Origin of the sequence: Nocardioides malaquae (genome assembly GCF_015070385.1) — a bacterium.
Taxonomy (GTDB): Bacteria; Actinomycetota; Actinomycetes; order Propionibacteriales; family Nocardioidaceae; genus Nocardioides; species Nocardioides malaquae.
On sequence record NZ_JADCSA010000010.1, the window covers coordinates 1 to 19928 of the forward strand.

Sequence of the window (19928 nt, forward strand, 5' to 3'; positions counted from 1 at the left end):
CCTCTCCCGGATCGTGTTCAACCACCTCACCACCGACCACCAAGCCCGCGCTGCGACTGGACTCGCAGCCGCCGCTTGACATAGGAGAAACCCATGGACACTCCTCTCTTCGGCGACGACGTGCCCACGACTCCGCCTACTCCCCCGACCCCGAAGCCCACACCGGTCGCGGACTGGCAGGTCGACCTGCTCCGCAAGACACTGGATGCCCGGGGCCTGGCTGACCAGCGGGAGCGCCAGTCCCTCATCGAGCAACACGCGGGGCGTCCGCTCACCGCCTTGCGTGACCTCACCTCGGAGGAGGCGCTGCGGGTGATCACCGCCCTGGGGGCCAGTTCCCCGCAGAAGGACGCAGGCTCCCTCTGGGACGAGCGCGAGGACGACATCTGGATCGACCGGCTCTGAGCCGATTCACCGTCGAACCACCCACACCACCCGTCCCATCTGGATAGGGTTGGCGCACGCCCATGACCAGCAGAGGAACCACGCCCCGATGAAGCCAGATTCTCCGAACTGGATCGTCATGGGCGAGCCGGCAACGCCGGCCGAGCAGGCGGCGCTCGACACGTTCCGTGAGCTCCTGCCGGAGGACGGGCTCACCCGGGCCTGGGTCAACCTCACCTTCCTCGACCTCGACGGCCGCGCCGGTGAGGTCGACGTGCTCCTGCTGACCAAGCGGGGCTTCTTCGTGGTCGAGCTGAAGGGCTGGCACGGCACCGTAGGCGGCAACCAGCAGTCGTGGCACCAGATTCTGCCCAGCGGGCAGGTCCGCCACTACGACAACCCGTTGAAGCTGACGATCAGCAAGGCGAAGCGACTCAAGAGCCTGCTGCAGCAGGTGCATCCCAACGCCCCCGTCCCTTACCTGGGCGCTCTGGTGGTGATGCACGGTCAGGGTTCCACCATCGAGCTGGACGACCTGGGGCGTACGCACGTGCTCGCCCTCGACGGCTACCAGCTGGCGGGCGGGCTCCCGACGCTCGGCTCGTTCCTGACCAGCCAGGCCGACAACCCGCACCACATGGTGGACCGACCCACGGCCACCGCTGCCCGCAAGGCGTGCGAGAAGGCCGGTTTCGTCGCCACCCCGCGCCAGCGTCGCATCGGGCAGTACGTCCTCGACGACGGTGACCCGGTCGCTGTCGGACAGGACTGGCAGGACTTCGTGGTCACCCACCCGGCGTTGGACCTCAAGCGTCGCCTGCGGCTCTTCGACGTGCCTCCGCAGAGCTCCCCGGACGAGCGGGCCCGGATCGAGGCGGGCGCCCGGCGTGAGCTGCGGTTGACCGAGCCGCTGCACCACGACGGTGTGGACAGGCCCCTCGACTACCTGGTCACCGACTCGGGTCCGGCGCTGCTCTTCGACGTGTGGCCGGACGCCCAGCCGCTGGACCAGTACCTCGCGGCGCGCGGCGACTCCCTCGACTTCGACACCCGGCTCCAGCTGATCCGGCAGATCGGCGAGGTGCTGCGCTACACCCACAACCGTCACCTGGCCCACCGGGCGCTGGCACCCAGCCGGGTGTGGGTGCGCGACGAGCTCGGGCGGGGTCCGCGGATCCGCATCCGCGACTGGTACACGGGCCAGCGCGAGGCCAGCACCCGCACCAAGGTCACTGCGTTGTCGGCGGGGTTGACCGACGTGCGCGGCGCGGTCGACGAGAAGGACTGGGTCTACCTGGCCCGCGAGGCGCTGCACGGCGCCGAGGAGCTGCCCAGCATCCCCCTCGACGTCTACGGACTCGGCGCCCTCGCCCACCTCATCCTCACCGGGGAGCCGCCGGCCACCACGCTGGCGGAGCTGCAGGCCCGTTTCGGCCGCGACGAGGGTCTCGACCCGAGCGCGGTCGTGCCGGAGATCCCCGACCAGTACGCCGACGTCGTACGCCGCGCCACGGCGTTCGCCGAACCCGAGCGCACCGCCTCGGTCGAGGCGTTCCTCACCCAGCTGGACGAGGCAGCCCAGGACCTGCGCCCGGACGAGCGGAACCCGCAACCGGTCCAGGACCCGTTGGACGCCCGCGCCGGCTCGGTCATCGCGGACCGGTTCGACGTGGTGGAGCGGCGCGGCGAGGGTTCGACCGGCACCGCCCTGCTGGCCGTCGACTACGACAGCGACGACACGCGTCCGATCATCCTGAAGGTGGCCCGCAACGATGCGGCCGCCCAGCGGCTCACCGTCGAGGCGGAGGTGCTGGCCCAGCTCGACCACCCGCGGGTGGTGCGACTCATCGGCGGCCCGATCCCGCTGGACGGGCGCCACGCGCTGCTGCTCTCCGACGCCGGCAAGGAGACGTTGGCGACCCGCATCGCCAGCGAGGGCCGCTCGACCATCGAGCAGCTCGAGGGCTACGGCCGCGACCTGCTGGAGGCTGTGGCCCACCTCGACGAGCGCGGCGTGTTCCACCGCGACATCAAGCCGGCCAACCTGGCGATCTCCCCTGACCCGGGCACCCGCAAGCCGCGCCTGACGCTCTTCGACCTGTCGCTGGCGCGCGAACCGCTCGACAACACCACCTCCGGCACCCCCGGCTACCTCGACCCCTACCTGGCGCTCTCCGGGCGCCGGCAGTACGACCGTGCTGCGGAGTTGTGGTCGGTGGCGGCGACGCTCTTCGAGATGGCGACCGGCAACCCGTTGTGGTGGCCCGAGGGCAGCCACGGTCCGCTGTCGGTCGACGAGGCGCCGGTGGTGATGGCGACCAGCTTCGAGGACGCGGTCGCCGACGCGCTGACCGGCTTCTTCCGTCGTGCGCTGGCCCCCGACGCGCGTGACCGTTTCTCGGACCTGGGCGAGATGGCGCAGGCGTGGGCCGCGGTCTTCGCGGACCTCGATACCGCTGGCGACGGCGCCGACGGGGACGACGCGGCCGCCGCGGCCGCCACCCTGACCACCCCGTTGAACCACGCGGGTCTGAGTGCCCGCGCCCTCTCCGGTGTGCTGCGCCTCGACGTGCTCACGGTGGGTGACCTGCTCGGCATCCCCCCGAGCAGCATCAACGCCGTGCGGGGTCTGGGTGAGCACTACCGCAAGGAGATCCAGCGCCGCATCCGCGAATGGCGGGCCCGCCTGAGCGAGACGACCGCGGTGGAGGTCACGCCCGGTCGCGGCGTCGAGGGCGTGGTGCGGGTGGTCCTGGCCGTGCCGTCGAGTTCCAGGGCCGACGAGGCCCCGCTGCGCGCCCTCGTCGGCCTCGACACGCCCCCCGGCCCCCAGGCGCCGTGGCCGACGGTGGCGGAGGCGGCGGAGCGCAGCGGTGTCAGCCAGGACGCGCTGACCTCGGCGCTCAACCGGGCCGTGAAGCGGTGGGCCAAACTGGACGTGGTGCGTGACGTGCGCGACGACCTGGTCGCGATCCTCGCCTCCGAGGGCCGGGTGATGACATTGGCCGAGGTCGCGTTGGCCCTGGCCGGCCGGCTCGGCTCCCAGCTGGAGGGCGCGGCACGCCGCGACCACGCGGTGGCGCTGGTGCGGGCCGCGGTGGAGGTCGAGGAACGCGAGGACGAGCCCCGGGTCACGATCCGCCGCCCGTCCGCGGGTGCGACACCGCTGGTGGCGTTGACGGAGACCGCCCAACCGGACGACGCGCTCACGACCGCGGGCAGCCACCTGTCCGCCGATGCCCTGACCGAGCTGGCGGTGGCGCTGGGTGCGCGGGCCGACGACCTCGTCGTCGACGGCGTGGTGCCGGCCGCGCGGGCCCGGGCGGAGCTGCGGGCCCTGCTGCCCACCGGTGCGGAGCGCAGCGCCGACGTGACCGACGAGCGTCTGGTGCGGCTTGCGGCGGCCACGTCGGTCACCGCCGCGGTCTCCGGGTTCGGGGAGCTCTACCCCCGCAGCCTGCCGGTCGCGGACGCCATCGACCACGCCCTGCGCGGGCGCCCCGGCCGGGTGATCTCGGAGATGTGGGTGCGCCGCCGAGTGTTTTCCCGCTTCCCGGAGCTGGAGGCGACGGTGCCCAGCCACCCCGAGCTCGACCCGCTGGTGCTGGCGGCTCTGCCGGGCATGGCCTGGAATGGCACGCAGTACGCTGCCCGCGACTCCACGGGCGTCTCGCAGTCGGTCACCGGCTACGGCGCCACCGTCACGGGCGTCTCGACCAGTGAGGTCGACCGGACGCTGCGGACCTCGCTGCGTCAGCACGCCCCGTTGACCCTGGCCGTGGCCCCGCACCGTTACCAGCAGGCGATCACTGCGTTGGTCGCCACCTACGACGTGGCGCTGCTCGACGTCTCCCGCCTCGTGGTCGACGCCACGCGGGCGCTGGCCGAGGAGCAGGAGGTGCCGTGGGAGGTCGTGCTGGACGCCGACGCGGCGCAGCGCGGCTCGTACGACTGGGAGCAGCTCACCTCGCTGGTGCGGGAGGCATTGGCTCCCCGGTGGGCCGAGGCGATGGCCGACCCGCGTCCGCTGCTGGTGGTCAACGCCGGCCCGTTGGCGCGGTACGGCATGCGGGAGGACCTTTCACAGCTGCTCGACATCGGCAGCCCGCGTCCGGCGACCCGCTGGCTGCTGGTGGCGCGCGACGGCTCCACGGCCGTGCCCCACCTGGAGGGTCAACCGGTGCCACTCGGCCCCTCGGGCGTCCTCGACCTGCCGGCTCTTCTCGACTTCGCTTCACCCACCGACACGGGAGCATCAACGTGATCCACTCCGCCGCCCTCCTTGCCGACCTGAAGGCGCAGCTCAAGCTGCTCCAGGCCGACCTGCGTGAGCGGGCCGACGACACGGCCGACACCTGGGGTGCCCGACTGCGCGAGCAGCACCGCACCGCGCTGGAGCGTGGCCGCACCGGCCACGCCTGGGTGACCTGGCGTGACAACGAGGTCGACCAGGCGGCGGTGGCGTGGATCGTGGCAACCACGTTCATCCGGTTCTGCGAGGACAACGGCCTGCTGGCCGGCGCCCGCGACGCCGCCGGTCGCCCAGTGGCCATGCCGTGGATCGCCGGCCCCGGGGTGCTGCTGACCAGGGCGTTGGAGCACGAGACCGCCTTCTTCACCGCCGACCCCTCGGCCAACCGCCGCGACTGGTTGCAGCAGGCCTTCACCGTGCTCGCCAGCCAGCCGGCCGGCCACGAACTGGTGGACCGCGACCACTCTCCCGTCTGGTCGGCCCTGATCAGCGCGGAGGCCGCGGACCGGCTGGTCACCTTCTGGCGCACCACCGACACCGACGGCGACCTGGTGCACGACTTCACCGACCCCGATCTCGGCACCCGCTTCCTCGGCGACCTCTACCAGGAGCTCTCCGAGCACGCCAAGAAGACCTACGCCCTGCTCCAGACACCCGACTTCGTCGAGGAGTTCATCCTCGCCCTCACCCTGACGCCCGCGGTCGAGGAGTTCGGGTTGACCGGGCTCAAGCTGATCGACCCCACCTGCGGGTCCGGCCACTTCCTGCTCGGTGCCTTCGCCCGGCTCAACGACCTCTGGGCGCAGGAGGCGCCTGCCCTCGACGTGCGCGAGCGCGTGCAACGCGCGATGGGCTCCATCCACGGCGTCGACCTCAACCCCTTCGCCGTGGCCATCGCCCGGTTCCGCCTCACCGTCGCCGGCCTGAAGGCGGTCGGGGCGCGGTCGCTGGTCGAGGCTCCCGACTTCGCCTATCGACTGGCGGTGGGTGATGCGTTGCTGGGCACCCACGAAGCGCAGCTCGAGATCTCGCTGGGTCTGGACGAGGACGACGAGATCTACGAGTACGACACCGAGGACCTCTCCGACTACCACGGCATCCTCAAGCCGGGCCAGTACCACGTCGTGGTGGGCAACCCGCCCTACATCACCGTCAAGGACAAGGTGCTCAACCAGACCTATCGCGAGCAGTACAAGATGTGCTCCGGCACGTACGCCCTCTCCGTGCCATTCATGGAGCTTTTCTTCCAGCTGCTGCTCAAGGGGGAGGCCGGACAGACCGCCGGCTACACGGGACAGATCACCGCCAACTCCTTCATGAAGCGCGAGTTCGGCAAGAAGGTGACCGAGACCCTGCTCGCCGGGCACGACCTCGGCAACCCGGTCGACCTCACCCACGTCATCGACACCTCAGGTGCCTACATCCCCGGGCACGGCACTCCGACCGTCATCTTGGTGGGCCGCAGAAGGCGTCCCCAGACAGAGACCGTGCGGGCCATTCTTGGCGTCCGCGGTGAGCCCGGCCAGCCCTCCGATCCCAACAGTGGTCTGGTCTGGCGGGAGATCGTGGAGCACGTCGACAGTCCCGGCACGGAGGGCATGCACGTCAGCGTGGTTGACCTCGCTCGGAACGACCTGCGGTCCCATCCCTGGTCCTTGTCCGGCGGCGCATCATCGCTGGTCACAAGCCGGGTGGAGGCAGGAGCCGCCAAGCGTCTTGGCGCCCTCCTCGAGGTAGGGATTGGCGGCGCGATTCGCGCCGGATCAGACGAGGTTTACATGCGCCCGCGTGCCTTGCCACGTGAAAAGAGTGCTTTCGATTACGTGAGGCCCTTCGTCGTTGGCGATGGCATTCGTGACTACGTGGACGCGGGCAAGCAACGCATTGTGTTCCCCTACGAACCTGATCTCTCACCCACCACGCGGCTAGATGAGACGCTTTGGCAGTGGCGGACCTTCCTGGCCGCGCGTTCCACGTTTCAGGGTGTCATGGCCGATGCTGGGTTGCGCTGGTCCGAGTACATGCAGTTCACGCGGTGGTCAGTCAGGGCGGCCAGGGCCATCACCTTCGCCTTCGTCGCCACCCACAACCACTTCGTGCTCGACCGCGGCGGCAAGGTCTTCAACCGTTCCGCACCGGTCATCAAGTTGCCGGAGTCGGCGACGGAGCAGGACCACCTCGACCTGTTGGGCGTCCTGAACTCGTCCACGGCGTGCTTCTGGCTCAAGCAGGTGAGCCACAACAAGGGCTCTACGGTCGACACCAAGGGCGCCCGCCAGACTCAGGTGCCGTGGGAGGACTTCTACGAGTTCACCGGCACCAAGCTGAAGGAGTTCCCGCTGCCGGCCGCCCTGCCTGGCGCCACGGGACGTCGCCTGGACGAGCTCGCCACGGCGCTGACCACCACCAGCCCTCGGTCCCTCCTGAGTGACCCCAGCGCGCCGGACCTGGCGGCGGCCGTAGCTCGTGGCCGAGCGGAGTGGGCCGGGACACGTGCGCGGATGATCTTCGAGCAGGAGGAACTCGACTGGGAGGTCTACCGGCTCTACGGCCTGGTCGACGACGACCTGACCTACACCGGCGCCTGGCCTGAGGACGAGCGCCAGCTCGCACTGGGTGAGCGGGCCTTCGAGATCGCGCTGGCCCGCAAGGTCGCCGACGGCAGCGAGGAAACCGCGTGGTTCGACCGTCACGGCTCCACGCCGCGGACGGACCTGCCCGACCCCTGGCCGGCGGACTACCGCGACCTGGTGCAGCGCCGCCTCGACCTGATCGCCTCCGACAAGGCCATCGGTCTGCTGGAGCGACCCGAGTTCAAGCGTCGCTGGGCCACGCCCGGCTGGGACGCCCTGCTGAGGGAGGCGTTGCGCGACGCGATGCTCGACCGGCTGGAGCAGCGTGAGCTGTGGTTCGACGCCACCGGAGCCCCTCTGCCTCGCTCGATCGCCGAGTTGGCGGACGCGGTGCGGCACGACGCGTTCCTCAGCCAGTGCGCGCTCCTGCTGGCGGGCAGCGACGTGGTGGACCTGACGGCCGTGCTCGGTGACCTGCTCAAGGACGAGCCGGTGCCCCACCTGGCCGCCCTGCGCTACAAGGAGCCCGGGATCGAGAAGTACCGGACCTGGCAGGAGGTGTGGGAGCTCCAACGGCGCGAGGACGCCGGGGAGCAGGTCACGATCCCGGTGCCGCCGAAGTACAAGCCGACTGACTTCCGCAAGACCTCCTTCTGGCAGGCGCGGGGCAAGCTGGATGTGCCCAAGGAGCGGTTCATCGCCTATCCCGGGGTGCAGCGCACCGGTGACAGCACGCCTGTCATCGGGTGGGCGGGCTGGGACCACGCCGAGCAGGCCCAGGCGCTCGCCCGGGAGTTCGGCCAGCAGCAGGCGCTGGGCGCCGACTCCGAGCAGCTCATCCCGCTGCTGGCTGGCCTCGCCGAGCTCCAGCCGTGGCTGGACCAGTGGCACAGCGAGATTGATCCCCGCTTCGGGCAGAGTCCCGCCGCCGTGATCCGCTCCATGAGTGACAGCTGGGCCCAGCAGGTCGGCGTCACCCGCGCCGACCTCGACGCGTGGCGTCCGCCCGCACCGACCCGTGGCCGCCGCCGCACCACCTGACGACCGTGGAGACCCAATGACCGACTCAGCGGACCACCCTGTGACCCCGAATCCCGCGCTCCTGCTCAAGGACGCCATCGACGTGCCCGAGCAGGTGCACGCCGACGACTTCGTGCTCCAGCTGCACCGTGGTGTCGACGCCGCGCAGCGCACGCTGGACGACTACGTCGTCACCCCGGCGATCGCCGCGTCGTTCGACCAGGCACTGGGGCTGGTGCAGGCGGCGCTGACCCAGAGCTCCTCGAAGGGCACCTTCATCCACGGGTCGTTCGGTTCTGGTAAGTCGCACTTCATGGCGGTGATGCACCTGCTGCTCACCGGAAACCCCGACGCACGGGCCCTGCCCGGCCTGCAGGCGTCGGTGGCGAAGTACGCGCCCGTGCTCGACAAGAACCTGCTGGCCGTCGACTACCACCTGCTCGGCAAGAAGTCGTTCGAGGAAGCCCTCTTCACCGGCTACCAGCAGACGGTCAGCCGGCTGCACCCGGACGCGCCGCTGCCGGTGCTGCACAAGTCCGACGGCATCCTCGAGGACGCCGCCGACCTGCGCGCCACCCTGGGCGACGACGCCTTCTTCGCCCGCCTCGGCGGTGCCGAAGCCGGGGCCTCCAAGTGGGGCAAACGGGCCGCCGGCTGGAGCGCCGAGACCTACGACGCCGCCGCGGCCCAGCCGGCCGACCACCCCGACCGGGAGCGGTTGGTGCGGGCGTTGGTGGCGACCTTCTACAAGTCCTCGGTCGCCACCCGGGAGTGGTTGGAGATCTCCCAGGGCCTGCGGGCGATGACCGCCCACGCCAAGGAGCTCGGCTACGACGGCGTCGTGCTCTTCCTCGACGAGCTGGTGCTCTGGCTCGGTCAGCACCTGGGCGACATGGCCTTCATCCAGGCCGAGACCTCCAAGGTCGCCAAGCTGGTGGAGTCCGAGATGGGGGTGCTGCCGGTGCCGCTCATCTCGTTCGTCGCCCGCCAGCGCGAGCTCAAGGACTTCCTCGGCGGCAGCGGCGTCGGCGCCGAACAGGTGGCCCTCGGGCAGTCGTTCCAGTGGTGGGAGGACCGGTTCGACAAGCTGACCCTGCAGGCCACCGACCTGCCCGAGATCGTCAACAAGCGGCTCCTCCAGCCCACGAGCGACGAGGGCCGCGTCTCGCTGTCCGCAGCGATCAGCCGGGTCAAGGCCAACCCGGCGGCGTGGCGCTACCTGCTCGAGGACGAGGCCGGCTCCGGGGAGGTCGACTTCGCGAAGGTCTACCCCTTCTCCCCTGCCCTCGTCGACGCGATGGTGGCGCTGTCGTCGCTGATGCAGCGCGAACGCACCGCGCTGAAGCTCATGAGTGAGCTGCTGGCCGCCGGCCGCGACGAGTTGACCGTCAGCGACGTCATCCCCGTCGGCGACCTCTTCGACGTGGTCGTGCTCGGTGACGCGAAGCCGCTGACCGACGCCATGAAGCGGCACTTCCAGCACGCCGAGACCTTCTACCTGCGCAAGATGCGGCCCTACCTGCTCAACAAGCACTCCGTGACCGAGGAGGAGGCCGCCGCGCTGCCGCGTACGGCACCCTTCCGGACCGAGGACCGGCTCGCCAAGACCCTGCTCGTCGCCGAGCTGGTGCCCGAGGCCACCTCGCTGAAGAACCTGACCGCCGCCAAGCTCGCCGCGCTCAACTTCGGCACCGTCGTCTCCTTCGTGCCCGGCCAGGAGCACCAGCAGGTGCTGGCGTGGGTGCGGGAGTGGACCAGCGAGTTCGGTGAGGTCACCATCGGCGCGGGCGCCGACCCGCTGATCAGCATCCAGCTCTCGGGCGTCGACTACGACTCCGTGCTGGAGCACGTCCGCAACGAGGACAGCACCGCCAACCGCCGCAAGCTCCTGCGTGACCTGCTCATCGAGGAGCTCGGCGTCACCGTGCAGGGCGGGCTGATGGCCGAGTTCCAGCACCACCACGTGTGGCGCGGCTCCCGGCGCACGGCCGACCTGGTCTTCGGCAACATCCGCGACGTGCACAGCGTCAGCGACCAGGCGCTCACCGCCGAGGGCGGCCGCTGGCGCGTCGTCATCGACTATCCCTTCGACGACTCCCCCGAGCACGGACCCAACGACGACGTGGTCCGCATGGCGGAGGCCAAGGAGCGCATCGAGAGCACCACCATCGCCTGGATCCCCCACTACCTCTCCACGCAGCGAATGGACGACCTGGGCAAGCTGGTGCTGCTCGAATACCTGATGACCGGCGACCGGTTCGCCCAGAACTCCGAGCACCTGCCGATGACCGACCGGGAACCCGCCCGGATGCAGCTCGACAACCAGCGCAAGAACCTGCGCGAGCAGCTGCGCACCGCGCTGCGTCAGGCGTACGCCGTGCAGACCGGCAGCGACGACAACCTCGGCGCCCGGGTCGACGCCGGCGACACCTTCGTCAGCCTGCTGCCCGGCTTCCGGCCCCGCACCCCGCAGGCCACCCACCTCAAGGGCGGCCTCGACGAGGTGCTGGCCCAGGGGTTGGAGCAGCAGTATCCCGACCACCCGAAGTTCGAGCCCAGCGACCGTGAGGTCACCCGCACCCACCTCGCCCACACCCTCGACCTGGTGCGCCGCGCCATCGACAACGGCGGGCGGCTCGACGGCATCGAACGCGGCAAGGCCACCACGGCACGACCCGTCGTGGCCGCCCTGGGGCTGGGCGAGCTGCGGGAAAATGTGCTCGCGGTGAAAAAGGAAAACTTCCGCTGGTGGACCCAGTTCACCCAGTGGGCCGCCAACGCGGGTGGTTCCCCCGACGTGGCCACGCTGCGGGCCCAACTCGCGGCCCACGGCATGCGGCCCGAGGTCGAGAACCTCGTCATCCTGACCTGGGCCGCTCTCGACGACCGGCAGTGGCAGCGCCACCAGGCGCCCGCCGCCACCCCCGACGTCGCCTCGGTGCCCGGCGACCTGGTGCTGGTGCCTGCCGTCCTCCCCGACGCCGACCTGTGGGCCGCCGCCCTCGAGCGGGCCGAGAAGGTCTTCGGCATCCCCCGCGAACACACCCTGAACGCCGCGGCCGTCGCCCGCCACGGCGCTGCCGTGCGCCAGAAGGCCACCGAGTGGCGCGCCGCCGCGACCGACCTCGTGCGTGAGCTGGAGAAGCACGCGGCCGTGCTCGGCCTCGACCCGGCTGCGCTCACCGGGCGCCTCGCCACCGCACGCCGCGGCCGGGACCTCGTCGAGGCGCTCGTGTCGCGCACCGACCCCACCGTGGTGATCGAGACCCTCGGCGGCTTCGACCTGCCCGAGGAACCCCAGGCGCTCGCGAAGTCACTGGGCTCGGCGCACACCCTGGTCGCCACCCTGCGTGGCGCTGCCTGGGACCTGTTGGAGCAGATCGACGCCTTCGACACCGACGGCACCGTCACCGCCGGCCTGCACGCCGCCGCCCGCGCGGAGGAGCTGCACGCCGCGTTGGCGCCCGCGCTGGCCCAGGCACGCGCCGAGATCGTGGCCCGGCTGCCGAAGGCACCGCAGCCCGGGCCTGTCGCCCCGCAGCCGCCGATCGACCGGCCGGTGCCGCCGAACACGGTGCAGCCTGGCCCTGCGCAGCCGGTGGCGCCGTCCGTCACCGCGCCCACCCACCCCGACGACGTCGTGCTGGAGATCACCGACGAGGACGACCTGCGCGACGTGGCCGCCCAGGTGAAGGCGGCGTATGCGAAGAAGCAGCCCGGCAAGACCTTCCGGGTGCGCTGGGGCTGGGAGTGACACCGTGATCACCACCGTGGCGGGCGCCACCGCGCCCGCAGAACCCGGCTACGTGCGGCAGCGGGCCAAGGCACTGGTGCGCCAGCACGACCCGCACGCCCGCGTGCTGATCCTGCACGCCCTGCCGCAGTGGTCCGGCGATCCGACGCTCACCGTCGAGGACCGGGTCGTGCACGTGCGGCCCTGCGCCTCCCAGCTGGCGGTGCTCGATGCGTACGCCCAGCTGCCCGCCGACGACTACCTGGTCGTGCTGACCGACCGCACCACCCAGGACCTCGGGGACGCGGTCCTGCTGCGCGCCTGGCGCCGGCGGATCGAGATGCCCGACCTGTGGCAGGCCGTGCCGGCCCTTTTCAACGCCACCGGCTGCTCGCGTGACCTGCACCGCGTCGGCACCTGGGCACCCGCCGCCCTGCTGAGCCACGCGCCCGCCGGCGGGTGGCCGCCGGCCCGGGGTGTCGAGGTCACCGCCTCGCACGCCCTGGGCAACCTGCTGGCCCACCTGCTCGGCCGCTCCCTGCCGGAGACACCCGACGCCTCCCTGGTGCTCACCACGCTCGACTCCCCCGCCGCCCGGGCGCGGTGGCGCGGCGTCGACCCGGCGCTGCGGGCCGAGCTGACCGACTGGGCCGAGGCACACCTCGGCGTCGAGGTCGGCTTCGCGCTGCGCGCCGGCGCGCACCCCAGCCCCGTCACCCCGCTGGCCGTCGGCCTCGCGATGGCCGCACTCTGGGACCCGGCAGCGACCGGCATGGCCCGCGGTCAGGCCACTGGCATCCTCATCGAACGCCACTTGGATGGCCGCCAGCTCACCGTCGAGGCGGGCGCGCGGATCGGCGCGGCCTGCGCCGCGGTCGTCCGCCAGCGACTCGCCGTCAACGCCGTCCAGGCCGTCGAGGCCCGCCACACCCTCGCCCAGGCCGAGGCCGTGCTCGCCGACCTGGGCTGGGCCGAGGGCGCCGAGCTCTCCGACCTGCTGCCCGCTGGTCTGTCGGCCCGGATGCGCGCCCTCGGGGAGGCGTTGGGGCAGGGCTCCGAGGCCGCCGAGCAGGCGCTGGCCACCGTCACTGCCCACGCGCTCGCCCAGCACGAGACGCCCACCCTGGCCGCGGCCCGGATGGCCGTGCGCCTCACCCGGTGGCTGGAGACACCGGAGACGACCTGCACCACACTGCACGACTCCCTGCACCGACAGGTGCGCGACGGCGCCTGGGTCGACCGGGCCGTCAACGCCGTCTGGAACGGCTCCGACGACGGGGTGCTCGCCCAGCACTACGCCGCGCTCCTGGCGCGGGTCGCGGCCCGACGCCACGCCCGCGACCAGGTGGCCGCCCAGCAACTCGCCGCCCACGCCGCCGCACCCCACGCCGTGGAGGGCAGCGTCGCCGTGGAGCGGCTCCTGGCGGAGGTCGTCCAGCCGTGGCGCCTCCAGGACGGCGTCCTGCTGATCGTGCTCGACGCCATGAGCCTGGCGGTGGCGACCGAGATCGCCGAGAGCGTCGGCGAGCTCGGCCTGGTCGAGTGGGTGCCCGCCACCGGCACCCGGATGAGCGCCATCGCGGCGCTGCCCTCCCTGACCGAGATCTCGCGGGCCTCCCTGCTCAGCGGTGCCCTCACCACCGGCACCGGGCCGGTGGAGAAGAAGGGGTTCGCCACGCTGTTCCCCGGTGCCCCGCTCTTCCACAAGGACGACCTGCGTTCCGACGCGGGCGAGCAGCTGCCGGCCTCCGTGACCGCCGCGATCGACGACGTGGCTGGCCGGCCCGTCGTCGGGGTCGTGCTCAACACCATCGACGACACCCTGCACAAGCAGGACGTCAGCGCCATGACCTGGACGCTCGACCGCCTCGCCCCACTGCGCGCGCTGCTCACCGCGGCGCGCGCCGCCGGGCGTACGGTCGTGCTCACCGCCGACCACGGCCACGTCGTGGAGCAGGCGACCGAAGCCCGACCCGGCGACACGTCGCGGTGGCGTACGCCCGACAGCGGTGAGGTCACCGACGGCGAGGTGCTGGTCCGCGGGCCACGCGTGCTCGCCCCCGGCGGCGAAGCCGTGCTGCTGTGGGACCCCAGCGTCCACTACGGGCGCCGCCACCCCGGCTACCACGGCGGCGCCAGCCTGGCCGAGGTCACGATCCCGGTCATCGTGCTGCAACGCCTCGTCACCGCCGGCGCCCAGCCGGCCGGCGCCAAGGGCTGGGTCCCGGCGCCGCCGCAGGCCCCCGAGTGGTGGAACGAGCCGGTCCGCCAGACCGAGCCCGAGGAGACGGTCAGCGCACCGGCACGGAAGGCCAGTGCGCCGAAGGCGGCTCGTCCCGCCGTTGTCGACCCGTCGCAGGACGCGCTCTTCGACGTGGCACCTGCCGAGGAATCCGACGCAGCCCCCGCGGCCGCGTCGTCGACGGGCGACCTCGTCGACGCTCTGCTGGCCTCCCCCGCGTACGCCGGGCAGAAGGCCCGCGCCGGACGGCGGCGCCCCGACGACACCGTCGTCGCCACCGTGGTGCGGACCCTGCTGGCCCGCGGCCACCGCGCCCACCGCGACACTCTGGCCAGTGAGGCCGGCATCCCCGTGCACCACGTCGAGCCGACCCTCGCAGCGGTGAAGCGGCTCCTCAACGTCGAGGGATACGCCGTGCTGGAGGACGATGTGGACCGGGTGAGCGTGAAGCTCGACGTGGCGCTGCTGCGCGACCAGTTCGGAATCTGACGGGAGGAGACGAGATGCAGATCAGCCCCCGCCGACGTCAGGAGATCGTCGATGCCCTGCGCCGCGGGACCGTGCCGCAGCAGGGGCTCGACGTGATGGCCGTGGGGCTCGACCGGTTCGAGACCACGATCGACGAGGAGCTCCGCACGGTCGGCGCCGGGGGCGCGCAGTTCAAGGCGGTGCGCGGTGAGTACGGATCCGGCAAGACCTTCTTCTCGCGGTGGCTGACCGAGCGCGCCAAGGCCGCCGGCTTCGCGACCGCCGAGGTGCAGATCTCCGAGTCCGAGACGCCGCTGCACAAGCTCGAGACCGTCTACCGCCGGATCGTCGACTCACTCTCGCCCTCCTTCCGCGACGTGGTCGACGGCTGGTTCTTCGTGCTCGACGGTGACGCACGTGAGGCCGGCGCCGGTGACGTCGACGCAGCCACCGAGGAGCTGCTGGAGAAGCGCCTGGCAGCGGTGAGCGCGCAGGCGCCCGCGTTCGCCCAGGTGCTGCGGGCCTACCGACGCGCCGCAGCGCAGGGGGACCGCGCCCAGGCCGACGCGCTGCTCGCCTGGCTCGGTGGCCAGCCGCACGTCTCCGCGGCCGTCCGGCGCTCCGCCGGGGTGCGCGGGGACATCGACCACTTCCAGGCGTTCGGCTTCCTGCAGGGTCTGCTGACCGTGCTGCGGGACTCCGACTACCAGGGGCTCGTGCTCGTGCTCGACGAGGTCGAGACGCTCCAACGGGTCCGCTCCGACATCAGGGAGCGCTCCCTCAACGCGCTGCGCCAACTCATGGACGAGGTCGACGGGGGTCGCTTCCCCGGGCTCTACCTGCTGATGACCGGCACCCCGGCCTTCTACGACGGTCAACAGGGCATCCAGCGGCTCGCGCCACTGGCCCAACGGTTGCAGACCGACTTCGACGACCCGCGCTTCGACAACCCCCGCGCCGTGCAGATCCGGCTCCACGGCTTCACCCCCGACAGCCTGGTCGAGCTCGGCCTGCGGGTCCGTGACATCTACGCCCTCGGGGCCTCCGACCCCGACCGGATCAATGCCGTGGTCGACGACGCCTACGTCGCGCTGCTGGCCGGGGCGGTGGCCGGCGACCTCGGCGGACGCACCGGCGTGGCGCCGCGACTCTTCCTCAAGAAGCTGGTCGCCGACGTGCTCGACCGGGTCGACCAGTTCGATGACTTCGACCCGCGCCGCGACTACGCGCTCACCGTCAGCGACCTCGAGCTCACCTCGGCCGAACGCCAGGCGGCGGCGTTGGGACGCCGCCCCGACCCGGTCGGCAGCGCCGACGACATCGACCTCGAGATCGACCCGGAGGTCTGATGGTCGCCCCGGAGGCGGCGCTCAACCCGGCCATCGAGTTCCACGTCGTCAACGACCTCGGGTGGCCACGGTTGCGCCCCCTGCAGGAGGCGGCGATCGCGCCCGTACGCTCCGGGGCCGACTGCATCCTGATCGCGCCCACGGCGGGCGGCAAGACCGAGGCCGCCACCTTCCCGGTGCTCTCCTCGATGGTCGAGGAGGACTGGCGCGGCCTCACCGTGCTCTACGTGACCCCGCTGCGGGCGCTGCTGAACAACCTGCACCCCCGCATCGAGAAGTACGGCGCGTGGCTCGGACGTACGGTCGGGTTGTGGCACGGCGACATCGGTGACGGTGCACGACGCCGCATCCTCGCCGAACCCCCGGACATCCTGCTGACCACGCCCGAGTCGCTCGAGGCGATGCTGGTGTCGCGACGCGTCGACCACAACCGGTTCTTCGGCCAGCTGCGCACCATCGTCATCGACGAACTGCACTCGTTTGCCGCCTCCGACCGCGGATGGCACCTGCTCGGCGTCCTGGCGCGGCTGGAACGCCTCGCGGGACGGGACATCCAGCGGGTCGGGCTCTCGGCCACGGTCGGCAACCCCGAGCAGATCGGGCAGTGGCTCCAGGGTGACCCGACGCGGGAGCTGCGGGTCGTCACCGAAGAAGCGCCGCCCGGCGCCGCACAGCCCGACGTCACCCTTGACTTCGTCGGGTCCGAGGCCAACGCTGCGAAGGTCATCGCCGCCCTCCACCGCGGCGAGAAACGGCTGGTCTTCTGCGAGTCGCGGCGCAAGAGCGAACACATCGCCCGAGCGTTGCGGGACATGGGCGTCGAGACCTTCGTGTCGCACTCCTCGCTCTCCGCGGACGAACGTCGCCGCAGCGAACAGGCCTTCGCCGAAGCGCAGAACACCGTCATCGTCGCCACCTCCACCCTCGAGCTCGGCATCGACATCGGCGACCTCGACCGGGTGATCCAGGTGGACGCCCCACGAACGGTGGCCTCCTTCCTCCAACGCCTCGGCCGGACCGGACGCCGACCCGGGACGGTCCGCAACACGCTCTTCCTGGCCACCGACTCCGACGCCTTCCTCGAAGCCGCGGGACTGCTGCTGCTGTGGCGGCGCGGGTTCGTGGAGCCGGTGCTGCCGCCGCCACACCCCCAGCACCTGGTCGCCCAACAGCTGCTGGCCCTCGCGATTCAGGAGAGCTCGTTCGACGCGACCGCATGGCCGTCGTGGTGGGGTGGCGAAGCGGCCGCGAGCGGACTGATGACCGCGGCTGAGGGCGTACTCGCGCACCTGCGGGCGGCCGGCTTCCTCGTCGAGGACGGGGGCCGGTTGATGATCGGTCCCGCGGCCGAGAAGGCGTTCGGCCGCCGGCACTTCATGGACCTGCTGTCCTCCTTCGCCGCCGAGCGCGAGCTGCGCGTGGTCGCCGGCACCAAGGAGATCGGGTTCATCTCCCCCCTGGCGCTCCCCCGACCCGACGACAAGGGCGAAGAGAAGGCCATCCTCATGAACGGGCGCGCCTGGCACGTCGAGCATGTCGACTGGCAGCGCTTCGTCGTGCACGTCAGCCAGGTCTCCCAGAAGGCCGACGTCCGGTGGCAGAGCGGGGCCATCGCGCTGTCCTTCGAACTGATGCGCGCCCAACGCGACGTGCTGCTCGGCGAGACTCCGGACGTCCCGCTCACCCAGCGCGCCCAGCAGCGGCTCGCGTCTCTCCGCGAGCGACGGGGCCACCAGGTGTCGGACACCGGGCTCGTCGTCGAACGAACCGGGCCCGACGTGCACCTGTGGACCTGGGCCGGTCTCAAGGCCAACGAGACGCTGCGCTCAGCCTTGGGTGGCCCGGAAGGCACTTCCTACAACGACGTGATGATCCTGCGCGACCTCGACGACACCGCTGCCATCAACCATGCCGACGTCTCCGATGCGGTGCCTGATATCCCGGCTGCGATGGCTGAGGAGCTGAAGTTCTCCGCGGCGCTGCCGCCTGAGGACGCGGTGCGGGTGCTGGCCGAGCGGTTCACCGACCGGGTGGGGGCCGCACAGATCGTGCAGCAACCCCTGCAGCACCGAACCGAATCGGGACGTCCATGAGTCGACGTCTCCTGAGGCGAGGATCAGCACGCTGGTCGGTCACCTACTCGCAATGGGCGGTGGGAGCAGGGTTCTTTCATTCACAAGAGTTCGCCGCACGAGTCGACGGTCGTCTGGAGCCATTCTTCCGGGTCGTCTACGACTGTGGCACGAACCGCAAACGCTGCGTGATCGAACGAGAGGTCGATGCGTTCACGGGCAGACACGGCAAGAGGCACGACCTGCTATTTATCTCCCACTTCGACAAGGATCACGTCTCAGGACTCCCAGTGCTGAAGGACAGAGGAGTGCAGTTCACGCGGGTGATCGCTCCCTTGTTGCCTGTCGAAGAAAGGATCCTTGCTTACACCAAGAGCCTCGTTCAGTCTGATACAAGCGCGTCTGATGACGAGGACGAAGACTTCTATCGGCGCCTCGTCGCGTTCCCAGAAGCGACTCTCCAAGACCTTTGCGAGGAAGTCGAGGTCGTGCCCCCAGGCCAGACTGAGCCGACCGGGGAACTGGCTGGTCAGACTCTTGCGTCGACCTTTTCTGGTAACGACCTGGACCTTCACCGAGTGCTGAAGCCAGGTATGTGCTCTGTTGACCTAGCTGGCACTCCCGCAGACAAGCCGGAAAATTTCACCGCCCTCTGGACCTTTAGGTACTACGTCCTGCAGCGAGTTCGTCGACAGGCACCACGCTTCGTTGAAGAACTTGGAGTCTCACTTGGACTCACCGTTCCCGAGACCGCTGACTGCTTGCAGGACCCCAACTGCGTCCTTGAGTTGGTCACCAGTTATCAGGATCAATTGCGTGAGGCCTACGACGCACTACGTGGGCTAGGAAGCCGAAACGACACCTCCCTGTGCCTGTACTCAGGACCGGCCGTGTCACCGTCTTCCTACTCCACTTTTCGGAGTCGCGGAATTCACGAGCACGTGGAGCGTCCCGAGGTCGGTTCCTGGCAGCTGCTGCCCGGCTGGCTCGGGACGGGGGACGCGCCCCTGAAGAGCGAGCGAGCGATCGCCGAGTTCAACCGAGTCTTCGACAATCTCAAGGTCAATGCCGGATACCTGACCCTGCCGCACCACGGGTCGCGACACAACCACAACGAGGACATCTTCAACGGCTTTTCGTCACCGCCGACCTGTGTTGTGAGCGCTGACGGACTCTACGGCCACCCTCATCAGAAGGTCATTCTGTCCGCCACCAACCAAGGCAGCACCGTTCTCGTTGTAACGACATCCACGAAGGCTCGCTCAGTGGAGAGTTGCTCGATCAAGTTCGGCGGTTGATGCGCCTCACCCACCCACAAACGAGAACCGCACCTCCCGCTCCGCGTTGTCCACGTTGAGGTCGACCAGGCAGATGCTCTGCCACGTGCCCAGCGCGAGCCGACCACCCAGCACCGGCACACTGGCGTACGGCGGGATCAGCGCCGGCATCACATGGGAGCGGCCGTGGCCCAAGGAGCCGTGGCGGTGGCGCCACCGGTCGTCGGCGGGCAGCAGGTCGCGCAGGGCGGCGAGCAGGTCGTCGTCGGAGCCGGCGCCGGTCTCGAGGATCGCGATCCCGGCGGTGGCGTGGGGCACGAAGACGTGCAGCAGGCCGTCGCCGCGCCCGGCCACCCAGTCGGCAGCGTCCGAGGTGAGGTCGAGGACGCGCTCGACGTCACCGGTGCGGTAGGTCGTCACGTGGGAGTCCATCCGGCCATCGTGGCAGCCGACGCCGTTGAGGTCACGGGCCACGCGCAGCCTCGCCTGAGCTCCCGCGCACACGACACGGACGCCACACGGCAGGCCCCCGCCCTGACCGTGTGACGTCCGCACGTC

The 19928-nt window shown here is 70.8% G+C and carries 9 protein-coding genes; 8 read left to right on the forward strand and 1 reads right to left on the reverse strand.

Going from position 1 to position 19928, the window contains the following annotated elements; all coding sequences use genetic code 11:
* Nucleotides 1-93 precede the first annotated feature (93 nt).
* From IEQ44_RS10955 to IEQ44_RS10990, 8 genes are all read left to right on the forward strand, one after another.
* Entirely contained in the window at nt 94-405 is a 312-nt protein-coding gene (locus IEQ44_RS10955; protein ID WP_193638509.1) for a hypothetical protein, read from the forward strand.
* A gap of 118 nt (nt 406-523) precedes the next feature.
* Nucleotides 524-4648 carry a BREX system serine/threonine kinase PglW gene (gene pglW, locus IEQ44_RS10960; protein ID WP_227487324.1) on the forward strand — a complete coding sequence of 1375 codons (4125 nt, stop codon included), beginning with the start codon at nt 524-526 and terminating at the stop codon, nt 4646-4648.
* Nucleotides 4645-8250 carry a BREX-2 system adenine-specific DNA-methyltransferase PglX gene (gene pglX, locus IEQ44_RS10965; RefSeq protein WP_193638511.1) on the forward strand — a complete coding sequence of 1202 codons (3606 nt, stop codon included), beginning with the start codon at nt 4645-4647 and terminating at the stop codon, nt 8248-8250. Before pglW ends, pglX begins: the two co-directional genes overlap by 4 nt.
* 16 nt (nt 8251-8266) lie before the next feature.
* Nucleotides 8267-11983: a DUF6079 family protein gene (locus tag IEQ44_RS10970; RefSeq protein ID WP_193638512.1), complete on the forward strand. Its 3717-nt coding sequence runs from the start codon at nt 8267-8269 to the stop codon at nt 11981-11983.
* 4 nt (nt 11984-11987) lie between these two features.
* Nucleotides 11988-14693 carry a BREX-2 system phosphatase PglZ gene (gene pglZ, locus IEQ44_RS10975; protein ID WP_193638513.1) on the forward strand — a complete coding sequence of 902 codons (2706 nt, stop codon included), beginning with the start codon at nt 11988-11990 and terminating at the stop codon, nt 14691-14693.
* Between the two features lie 14 nt (nt 14694-14707).
* On the forward strand, nt 14708-16021 hold the full coding sequence (gene brxD, locus IEQ44_RS10980) for a BREX system ATP-binding protein BrxD (protein WP_193638514.1): 1314 nt from the start codon (nt 14708-14710) through the stop codon (nt 16019-16021).
* The gene (locus IEQ44_RS10985) at nt 16021-18114 is read left to right on the forward strand and encodes a DEAD/DEAH box helicase (RefSeq protein ID WP_193638515.1); all 2094 of its coding nucleotides are present in this window, start codon (nt 16021-16023) and stop codon (nt 18112-18114) included. Before brxD ends, IEQ44_RS10985 begins: the two co-directional genes overlap by 1 nt.
* On the forward strand, nt 18111-19391 hold the full coding sequence (locus IEQ44_RS10990; RefSeq protein ID WP_193638516.1) for a ComEC/Rec2 family competence protein: 1281 nt from the start codon (nt 18111-18113) through the stop codon (nt 19389-19391). Before IEQ44_RS10985 ends, IEQ44_RS10990 begins: the two co-directional genes overlap by 4 nt.
* A 6-nt stretch (nt 19392-19397) precedes the next feature.
* On the opposite strand, the gene IEQ44_RS10995 is transcribed toward IEQ44_RS10990, so the two are convergent.
* A complete protein-coding gene (locus tag IEQ44_RS10995) occupies nt 19398-19925 on the reverse strand; it encodes a YjbQ family protein (protein WP_319804620.1) in 528 nt (175 codons plus the stop codon).
* Between the last annotated feature and the right edge of the window lie 3 nt (nt 19926-19928).